Annotated in this window: 10 protein-coding genes; 6 read left to right on the forward strand and 4 right to left on the reverse strand. The window is 70.6% G+C overall.

The features are described from left to right. Positions 1 to 129 precede the first annotated feature (129 nt). From AB0M88_RS51940 to AB0M88_RS51950, 3 genes are all read left to right on the forward strand, one after another. Positions 130 to 1,620: an integrase gene (locus tag AB0M88_RS51940; protein WP_364115625.1), complete on the forward strand. Its 1,491-nt coding sequence runs from the start codon at positions 130 to 132 to the stop codon at positions 1,618 to 1,620. Positions 1,621 to 1,663: 43 nt separating this feature from the next. Continuing rightward, positions 1,664 to 2,335, forward strand: coding sequence for a hypothetical protein (locus tag AB0M88_RS51945; RefSeq protein WP_364115628.1), 672 nt, complete (start codon positions 1,664 to 1,666; stop codon positions 2,333 to 2,335). A gap of 671 nt (positions 2,336 to 3,006) precedes the next feature. After that, entirely contained in the window at positions 3,007 to 3,237 is a 231-nt protein-coding gene (locus AB0M88_RS51950) for a hypothetical protein (protein ID WP_364115631.1), read from the forward strand. A gap of 228 nt (positions 3,238 to 3,465) precedes the next feature. Here the strand turns inward: AB0M88_RS51950 and AB0M88_RS51955 are convergent, their stop codons facing one another. Then, the gene (locus tag AB0M88_RS51955; protein ID WP_364115634.1) at positions 3,466 to 4,221 is read right to left on the reverse strand and encodes an SDR family oxidoreductase; all 756 of its coding nucleotides are present in this window, start codon (positions 4,219 to 4,221) and stop codon (positions 3,466 to 3,468) included. A gap of 9 nt (positions 4,222 to 4,230) precedes the next feature. After that, positions 4,231 to 4,980, reverse strand: a complete 750-nt coding sequence (locus AB0M88_RS51960) for a helix-turn-helix transcriptional regulator (protein WP_364115637.1) — start codon at positions 4,978 to 4,980, stop codon at positions 4,231 to 4,233. A 108-nt stretch (positions 4,981 to 5,088) separates the two neighbouring features. On the opposite strand from AB0M88_RS51960, the gene AB0M88_RS51965 reads away from it, so the two are divergent. Next, positions 5,089 to 5,460 carry a nuclear transport factor 2 family protein gene (locus AB0M88_RS51965; protein ID WP_364115639.1) on the forward strand — a complete coding sequence of 124 codons (372 nt, stop codon included), beginning with the start codon at positions 5,089 to 5,091 and terminating at the stop codon, positions 5,458 to 5,460. Positions 5,461 to 6,228: 768 nt separating this feature from the next. On the opposite strand, the gene AB0M88_RS51970 is transcribed toward AB0M88_RS51965, so the two are convergent. Further along, positions 6,229 to 6,807 carry a helix-turn-helix domain-containing protein gene (locus AB0M88_RS51970; RefSeq protein WP_364115642.1) on the reverse strand — a complete coding sequence of 193 codons (579 nt, stop codon included), beginning with the start codon at positions 6,805 to 6,807 and terminating at the stop codon, positions 6,229 to 6,231. Positions 6,808 to 6,971: 164 nt separating this feature from the next. Here AB0M88_RS51970 and AB0M88_RS51975 point away from each other — a divergent pair, with 164 nt between their 5' ends. Continuing rightward, the gene (locus tag AB0M88_RS51975) at positions 6,972 to 7,622 is read left to right on the forward strand and encodes an HAD family hydrolase (protein ID WP_364115644.1); all 651 of its coding nucleotides are present in this window, start codon (positions 6,972 to 6,974) and stop codon (positions 7,620 to 7,622) included. 219 nt (positions 7,623 to 7,841) lie between these two features. Next, positions 7,842 to 8,726 (forward strand): RIO1 family regulatory kinase/ATPase, encoded by an 885-nt coding sequence (locus AB0M88_RS51980; protein ID WP_364115649.1) that lies wholly within the window; start codon positions 7,842 to 7,844, stop codon positions 8,724 to 8,726. Positions 8,727 to 8,784: 58 nt separating this feature from the next. On the opposite strand, the gene AB0M88_RS51985 is transcribed toward AB0M88_RS51980, so the two are convergent. Then, on the reverse strand, positions 8,785 to 9,030 hold the full coding sequence (locus AB0M88_RS51985) for a DUF2630 family protein (RefSeq protein WP_364115647.1): 246 nt from the start codon (positions 9,028 to 9,030) through the stop codon (positions 8,785 to 8,787). Positions 9,031 to 9,319: the final 289 nt, after the last annotated feature.

The following is a 9,319-nucleotide window of genomic DNA, read 5'->3' on the forward strand; positions in this document are numbered from 1 at the left end:
GGGCGCCCGGGCGGGGGCGCCGCCCCGCGGCGGGCCCCCCCCCCGCGGGGGGGGGGCGGGGGCGACGCCCCCCGGCCGGGGCGGGGGCCGGCCGCGGGTGCGCCCGCCCGCGACCGGCCAATGCATCCGGTGCTCGCGTCGCTGTGTTGCGTGCGCGGCGCCGGTTCTCTCGGCGGCCTCGACGCTGTGCAAGCACTGCGCTCGCGCCGCCGCCGCGAGCGCCGCGAAACAACCATGTCCGCGATGCGGACGCCCGGGCTTCCTGCGGCCGGCCACCGGCTGGTGCGGAACCTGTTCGCGCCCACGCCCGCCGAAGCAACCGCCGCGAGCCTGCCGTCAGTGCGGGCCGTGCGCCGACACGCGGGCCTCGGCCTGTGCTCGGCGTGCTTGCAGCGCCAACCCGACCGAGCTCTCATCCGCGCGGAGAACCTGCTGGGCCGCCTGTCCGAGCCGCCTGAGTGGCTGCTCGACTTCGCCGCTCACGTCGCCGCCCGGTTCAACCCCGGCCGGGCCAGCGGACTGGTGACCGCGCTCGGCCGGCTCCTGCAAGACGGGCAGTCCGTGCACCCGCAGGCACTGCTCGAACGATCCCGCCAGGTCGGCCGCTCGATGGGAACCCTCGCCCGGGTCCTGGAGGACTTCTTCACCACGGCGCGGTTGGCGCTTCCGACCGACCAGGCCGAACGGCTCGCCACCGGCCGACGACAGCGCCGCATCGACGCCGTCCCGGAAACCCTGCGCCCCGCCGTAGCCGGATTCGCGACCCAGATGATCCGCGCCCGGACCCGCGCGCTGCGGGCCGGCACCTGTCCGCGCACCGACCAGACCATCGAAACCGCGCTCGCCACCGTCCGTGACCTGGCCCTATTCCTGACGACCCGACGAGGCAAGAGCGATTGGGCGCTGGTTGACGTGCACGACATCGAAGCGTTCCTGGCGACGAACCCGAAGTCCCGCCACCGCCGACTGACGGTGCTGCGGCAGTTTTTCCGCTTCGCCCACCGCTCCCGGCTGCTCCTCATCGACCCCACCGCGCAGTTGCAGGCACGGCAACATCAGGCCTTCCGCGGCCAGACGCTGACTCTGCAGCAGCAGCGCGGCCTGTTCCACCGCTGGACGAGCGCCGAATCTCCGGCGCACCCGCACGAGGCCCTGATGGGGATGCTCGCGCTGCTGCACGCCGCCTCGAGCCAAGAAGTCCGGCTGCTGCGCATCACCGACATCGACACCCACCGGTGCAGCGTGCGCCTCGGCAGGCGGCCTCACACCGTCCCGCTGGACCCGGCCACCTGGTCGACGCTATTGCGGTGCCTCCATCACCGCGCCGGGCAGCACACCACCAACGCACACGTCATCGTCACCAAGCAGACCAAGAACGGACAGGCACCGGCATCGACCGCCTACCTCAGCCACGTGCTCGACGACTGCGGTGTCCCACCACGAACGATCCGCAGCACCCGCCTGGTCGACCTCGTCAACACCCTCGACCCCAAGCTCGTCGCCGCAGCACTCGGCCTCGACCCACAAGCGCCGCTGATCTACCTCGCCGATCGCATCGACCCCTCCTTAATCGCCGATCTCAGCGCAGGACCAGCTGCGCCCGGTCGGACAGGCCATTAACTACCTTTCCGAGCTAGGGAAGGGAATGGGTAGGGTGCAGCCGGTGCAGCTGAACCTCTTTCACCATGTTCCAGATGGGCTGACCCGCCGGGCCCGGTCGTTCGTTGTCGCCCACGGGGTTCGAGCCGACCTCCCGGACGTTGAGCAATACCGCTCTGCATGGCTGGAATCGGGTATCCCTGCGACTGAAATCGACCGCGCCGTGGCGTTCCAACGCCGGTGGGGCGGCCTGGTATTGCCACCGGCACCGGAATACGACGGCGGCCCGAGATACTTCTATGCTGACACCCCCGACGGTTCACCGGCCGAAGCTGCCGATGGTTCCGTAGTCTCGGGTTGGTGGTTTGAAGCCGGTCTGCAACGGACCGCCGTTCCGTACTCGTTCATGATCGGTCCCGCGGGCGAGTTCGGCATCCATGCGCAGCGGTGGGTACCGCTCCACGCCAACATCGAGGGTTGGGTCGAATCACTCGCCCTGGCTCATCACGCCGCGTACTGGGCCAAGCACATCACGAAGGTGACAGGCGAGGCGGCGGACGACCTGGAGTTGCATAACTTCGAACAAGTGGCCGAAGTTCGAGGACTGGCAGACACCTGGTGGCGGGGCAGCGATTCACTGATAGCGCTCTACTCGGGCGAGGCCGCCTGTCTCGGCGCACCGGTCACGCGCATCGCGCTTATCTATTCAGGGCTGGACGACTGGGGCCTGCACTGAGGCGTGAAGCAGGGGGCGAAGACTTCCTGATGAACCTGACCACTTTCGGCGGCGCCTGACACACGTTCGCGGGAACATGTGCGCTTTCGCGAACGGTGGATTGGTGGAGAGGACCGGGCTGCCGATCCCAGCCGGTTCGGCGGCGTCAGGGTGAATGGTGGACTGGCGGGGGCCTGGGCAGCCGATCCGAGCCGACCAGGGTGTCATCCGGGGCGGATACCGGATCGGCGGCCGGTGCGAGCCAGTCCGGTTGGCGCCGTGGCAGCGAACTGTTGGGACGCCGACCTGACTGCGCATAACGCTTGCGGGGCGGCACAGCGCTCGCGGGGGCGGCATAACGTCGCGGGCGCCGCACGACGCTCGGGGGCGCGCCAGCGCCTGTGATCACCCTAATGTGGAGCTGGGATGCGGCGAGAGGACGACACGGGTGGCTGTCGGCAGCGAGCAGCACCGGCCAGGGACCGAAGCGGCGCATGCGAGCGGTCCGGTCGAGGCGGCGCTCGATCTGCTGGAGCTCTCCGGCATGGCCGGGCACGACTGCTGCGGCCCTCCCGAGCTTGCGTTGCTCGACCGCCCTTGCGGAGACGGGCGGCCTGTGGCGCCGGCTCGGCGGGGGGACGCTCACGGCGTACGTCCCGAGCGCGCCGCGATGCGGCCGGTGGCTGCCGGCCGTGATTGAGGTTCCGGGGCCGGTGTGCTGGCTGCATCCGGCTGCCGGGGTTCGGCCCTCGGCGATCCAGGGGCTGGGGCTGTTCGCTCGCGAGGACATTGCCGCCGGGGTTGTCGTGTCGCGGCTGGGTGGGCGGCTTGTCGGTCCGGAGGAGCTTGAGCGGCTGGTCGCGGCGCCCGGGTACGTCGACACGATCACGGTTGGTGACGGGGTGCGGCAATCATTGCTGTGACCCCAACACCTGGTGGGTCGGGCCCTACGGGCTGGCCACGCGGCTGCCGGTGAGGGGCGGGGACGAGCTCACCAACGACTACGTGACCAGCACGGACGCGCCCGGCTTCCACATGTCGTGCCGCTGCGGCCGCCGGAACTGCCGGGGCACGGTCACCGGGGACGACTGGCGGCGGGCCGACCTGCGGGAACGCTACCGGGGGCACTGGGTGCCCGCCCTGCTGGAACGTCAGAGGGCGGCCAGCAGACCGCCGTCGACCGGGATCGACAGGCCGGTCAGGTAGCTGGCGGCGGGCGACAGGGCGAACGCCGCGACCTTGCCGAACTCGTGCGGCTCGCCCATGCGGCCCATCGGGACGGCGTCCTCGACCTTCTTCCGGGCTGCGTCGGCGTCGCCGGAGGCCGCGAACAGCTCGCGGTTGCGGTCGGTCATGACCCGGCCCGGCATTAGGCTGACGACGCGGATGCCGCGCGGGGCGAACTCGTTGGCCATGTCCTTCGCGGCCATCGCCAGGCCGGGGCGCAGGCCGTTGGAGAGGCCGAGGCCGGCCAGCGGCACCTTCACCGAGGTGGAGAGGACCAGGGCGATCGCACCGCCGTCGGCGAGGGCGCCGGCGACCGTACGGGCGAGGCGGATCGAGCCCAGGAAGACCGTTTCGAAGGCGTCGCGCCACTGCTCGTCGGAGAGTGAGGCGACCGAGCCGAGCGCGGGGCCGCCGACCGAGATCAGGGCGCCGTCGAGGCGGCCGAAACGCGACTTCGCCGTGTCGATCAGCTGCTGTGGGACGGACGGGTCGGCAAGGTCGGCGACGACTCCGGTGGCGGACGAACCGAGTGCGGCGACCGCCGAGTCGAGGCGGTCGCTGTCGCGGGCCGAGATGACCACCTTGGCGCCGTCGGCGACGAGCGCCTCCGCGGTGGCGAAGCCGAGCCCGCGCGAGGCTCCGGTGAGGATGTAGACACGATCCGCCAGTCCAAGGTCCATCCCCGAATCCTAGGACCGCCCGTGCAGGGCCGCGGCGGTGGTGGCGTCGGCGGGCAGGAACGCCTCGATCGCGAGCTCGGAAAGGGTCACGTCCAACGGCGTACCCAAAACGGAGGTCAGGCTGAAGAAGGAGAGGGCTCCGAAGCGTAAGGGAACGACCAGCCCGTCGGGTTTCGCGGGCGAATGCCCGCCCGGATAGGCATCGAGTTCGGCGTGCAATTCGCGGAGCACCGGATCGGCGGTCGCCGATGCCTGCCGGTCGAGGCGGTGCAGGACGTGCGTGCGCCATTCGGCGAGATTGCCGATGCGTGGCGCCATGCCCTGCGGGTGCAGTGCGAGGCGCAGCACGTTGACCGGCGGTTCCAGAAGCCACGGCGCGCATCCGTCGAGAAGCGGGGCCACCGCCGCATTGGCGTCGATCATTGTCCAATGCCGGTCGACCAGCAGGGCCGGGTAGGGCTCGTGCCCGGCGAGAACGTCGCGCAGCGACGCCAATACCGCCGCGAGCGGCGGCCCTTCCAGGTCCGATTCGGCGAAGGCCGGCGCATATCCGCCGGCCAGCAGCAGCTCATTCTGAGCGCGCAGGGGTACGCCGAGCCGCTCCGCCAACCGCAGGATCATCTCCCGCGTCGGACGAGCCCGGCCGGTCTCGAGAAACGACAGGTGGCGGGTCGAGACGCCGGCCTCGCCCGACAGTTCGAGCTGGCTCATCCGGCGCGTGGTCCGCCAGCGTCGCAGCAGCTGTCCGACGTCGCTCACGCTCGAAAGTCTAGGCCTCGCGGGAAACGCCGTCGTTACCTCCAAGGTAATCGACGGCATTACCTCTTCGAGCGATCGTGGGTCCACCGACAACGGAAGGACAGAACGATGAGTGGCTTCGACAACGTGGTTTCGCACTACCTGCGGGTCTGGAACATCGTCGACGAGGCGGAGCGGCGGAAGGCGATCGACGAGGTGTTCGCCGAGAACGTGCGCTACGTCGACCCGCTGGCCGACGTCGAGGGCCGGGACGCGCTGAACGCCCTGATCGGGGCGGTGCACCAGCAGTTCCCGGGCCTGGTCTTCACCGCCGGTGGCCCGGCCGACGGGCACCACGACCAGGGACCCTTCACCTGGCATCTGGGGCCGGCGGATCCGGACGGCGGCGAGCCGCTGGTGGTCGGCTTCGACGTGGCGGAGTTGGACGCCGCGGGCCGGATCCGCCGGGTGGTGGGCTTCCTCGACAGGGTCCCGGCGTGATTGTGGACGGCGGCCGAAGATTGTCGGGCCGGTCTGCTTAGCTCCAGGGCGCTTTGTGGAGCACGGTAGCGAAACGCTCGGCTGGGGTGCCCCGGCCGGGCGTTTTGCGGGTCGGGCGCTTCCCGGTTCGGATATTGACGCCGACCATCCGCGGCTGCCCGATACCCCAGTTCTTGATCCAGTGCCGCAAGGTGGGCCTCGCGCTGCCGAACCAGCCGCCGACCGTCGTTGATCGACCGATCCCTGACCTCTAAATCCATCGCAAACTCCCCTATCCAGGGCGTTGAAAGGTTCCTCGAACCTGAAAGAAAAGGGGCGGCGGGGTGGCGGCAGGCGGGGCGAGAACGGGCGGGGTGGCGGCGCACAGGGTGGGTAGCGACCAGGCAGACGCGGGCCGGGCGGCTGGCGGCCCGGCAGGCGCAAGCGGGGCGGGCGCAAGCGGGGCGGGCGCAAGCGGGGCGGGCGCAAGCGGGGCGGGCGTGGTGGACCGGCGGGCGCAGGCAGGGCGGCGTGGTGGACCGGCGTGGCGGCCCGGCGGGCGCAGGCGGGGCGGGCGTGGTTGGACTGGCGTGCGGTACTGGCGGCTCGGCGGGCGAGGGTCGGGCGGCCGCAGGCGGGCGTGGTTGGACTGGCGTGGCGGGCGCAGGCGGCTTGGCGGGCGCGGGTCGGGCGGGCGTGGCGGGTGCTGGCGGCTCGGCGGGCGCGGGCGGGGCGGGTGCAGGCGGCTTGGCGGGCGCGGGGGCTCGGCGTGGGCGCCTGGTGGGAGCTTCAGCGGCGGCGGACTGCCTCTTCGACCAGGTCGAGGACGCGGCTGAGGTCGCCGGGTGGGCGGCCGGTGGCCAGGTGCAGCACCAGGCCGTCGTAGGCCAGTTCGAGGAACTGGGTCAGGACCTCGACCGGGACGTCGTCGCGGAGGACGCCGGCGTCGCGCTGGCGGAGGAGGCGGTCGCGGGTGGCGTCGGCGATGGCGGCGGAGCGCTCGGACCAGCGTTTGGCGAAGGCCGGGTCGGTGCGCAGGCGGCGGGAGACTTCGAGCTGGGTGCCGAGCCAGCCGGCGGTGTCGCCGTCGCTGCCTCCGGCCCGGTCGAGGAGGTCGCGCATGACCTGGACGAGGCCGTTGCGGGCGACCGTTTCGACCATGGCGGCGGCGTCGTCCTCGGCCACGGCGAGGAAGAGCGACTCCTTGTCGCGAAAATGGTGGAAAATCGCGCCGCGGGAGAGGCCGGTGGCGTCCTCGAGGCGGCGGACGGTGGCACCCTCGTAGCCGAACCGCGCGAAACAGTCGCGCGCCGCGGCGAGGATCTCGTGGCGACGCGCGTCCAGCTGGTCCTGGCTTACCCTGGGCACGCCTTGGATGGTGTCACGCGGGGGCTTTGAGTTGCAATCCGTACGTACGTCTTGTCAAACCTCGGGGACAACTCGGCCGGATGGCGCGAAATCCGTCATTCAAGTCAAGATTTGTTAATAGGGCTGGACTATCGGCTCCGGGCAAGCTCACGTAAAGTGCCCGCGTGCCCCTCGTCCTGATGGCCCTCGACGACACCCTGCTCGACCGCAGTGGTGCGTTCATGCTGTGGGCGAAGGACTTTCTGGACGAGATCGGAGCACCACCCGAAGATCTCGAATGGTTACTCTCGGTCGATGCTGATGGCCTCACTCCCCGGTGGGATCTGGCCGATCTGATCCGTGACCGCTATGAGTTGGCCATCCCCTCGATCGACATCGTGGAGGAGCTGCGCGGCGGCCCGCTCGGCTACGAGCGGCTCGACCCGCTGGTCGGCTGTGCACTCAAGATCGCTGGGGATGCGGGCTTCGTCCCGGTGGTGGTCACCAACGGGCCGTCCGAGATCCAGGAGGGCCGCATCCGGCGTACGGGGCTCGACCAGTTCGTCGCCGACTGGGTGATTTCCGAGGAGGCCGGGGTGAGCAAACCCAACCCGCGCATCTTCGCCATGGCCGCCCAGCGGGTGCGCATGCGGCTCGGCGGGGCGTGGGTGGTCGGCGACAGCCCGGAGGCCGACATCGGCGGGGCGGCCGCGATGGGGCTGCCCAGCGTCTGGCTGCACCGCGGCCGGGAGTGGATGGACGACCGGTTCGCCCCGACGCGGGTGGTCGGCAACGTGATCCAGGGCCTGTCCGCGATCATGGCCGCGCCCCGGTAAGAGCAAAGGCCCCCGGCAAGGCGCCCCAGCAAAAGGCTGCCTGGGAACCGGGAAAGGGCTCCCCGATAAATAGGTTGCGGGCCCCCTGAGGGCCCGGCAGAGTGAGCGCGTCCGACGAGAGAAGGAGGTGTGGAACATGGCCGTCTTTGTCCTGACGCATGCCCGTTTCCCCATTCCTGATCTCTCCGAGGAGAACCTCCAGTGCGCGAGCACGAGACCATGCGCCGTGGGCGCCGCAAGTTCGACGACGACGATTCCACTTTTCTGAAGCGCGGCCGGCTCGAGCCGCGCCTGCACGAAGATCCCGACCTGCCCGACACCGGCGACCGCTGGTCGACCTGGGACGGCGCGATGCACGGGCCGGAGCCGCGGCCCGACTGGGTCCGCACCGAGCACCGTGCGGTCGACACCGAGCTCGGGATGATCAAGACCGGCAAGGAAGCCGACGTCTATCTGGTGCGCCGGGCCGTGCCGGACACCGGCCGGAGCAGCATGCTGGCGGCCAAGCGCTATCGGGACGGCCAGCACCGGCTCTTCCACCGCGACGCGGGCTATCTGGAAGGCCGGCGGGTGCGGCGGTCGCGCGAAAATCGCGCGATGACGAACCGTACGGCGTTCGGCAAGGAGATGATCGCCGGACAGTGGGCGACGGCCGAGTTCGGCGCGTTGTCGCGGCTCTGGGAGATCGGGCAGGAGAGCGGCCTGGTCCGCGTGCCTTATCCGGTGCAGCTGGACGGCACCGAGGTGCTGCTGGAGTTCATCGGCGACTGGGAGACCGGCGAGGCGGCGCCCCGGCTGGCCCAGGTGCGGTCCGATCCGGACGGGTTACGCGACCTGTGGGCGCAGATGACCGACGCGCTGTCGGTCATGGCCCGGGCCCAGGTGGCGCACGGCGACCTGTCGCCCTACAACACGCTGGTGCACGAGGGCCGTCTCGTGCTCATCGACCTGCCACAGATCGTCGATGTGATCGCCAACCCGCAGGGCGCCGATTTCATCGCCCGCGACGTCAAGAACGTCGCGGGCTGGTTCGCCGCGCGGGGACTCGACGTCGATCCGGAGGCGCTGCTGGAACGCCTCCTCTATGAGGCGGGGCTGCGATGAGGCGTACGCGGTCCGGTCCGCGGCCGCCTCGCCCGAGGTGGCCGCGGCCGGAGCCACGTCACTGCAGGTATCCCTCGACCTCGCCGACGCTGTGAGCCTGCTCGGCGTTCGGGTCGTTGCCCACCTCGCGGGCGGCCCGGCGCCGGCGCAGCAGGTCCCAGCACTGGTCGAGGTCTTCCTCGAGCGCCTTGAGCCGGGCGTGCTCCTCGCTCGAGGAGATTTCGCCCTGGCCCAACTGCTGACGCAGCTTGTGCTCCTCGTCGACCAGACTGTGGATCCGGCCGAGCACGGTGTTGTCATCCATGTCCTGAAGCCTATTCACCAGGGGAAGTGGATGTGGTCAGCGGGTGCGGTCGAAAGCCGAATCACGCAGAGTGATCTCCGGTTTGCGCACATCGGAGGTTAGAAGTACGCATGTCCGCTGATGTCTACGAGGTTGTTGAAATGGCAAGCTATCGGCACAGGCCAAACACCGGCTCGGGGGCCCGCCGCCACGGGCCCGCCGGTGATGACGACCGGGACGCCGGGGGGCGACGTTCCGGTGGACCGCCGGCGAGTGGGCGCTCGTCGGCGGCGGCACGAGGTGTCACCGG

It is taken from the genome of Actinoplanes sp. NPDC051411 (assembly GCF_040682075.1).
Lineage (GTDB): Bacteria > Actinomycetota > Actinomycetes > Mycobacteriales > Micromonosporaceae > Actinoplanes.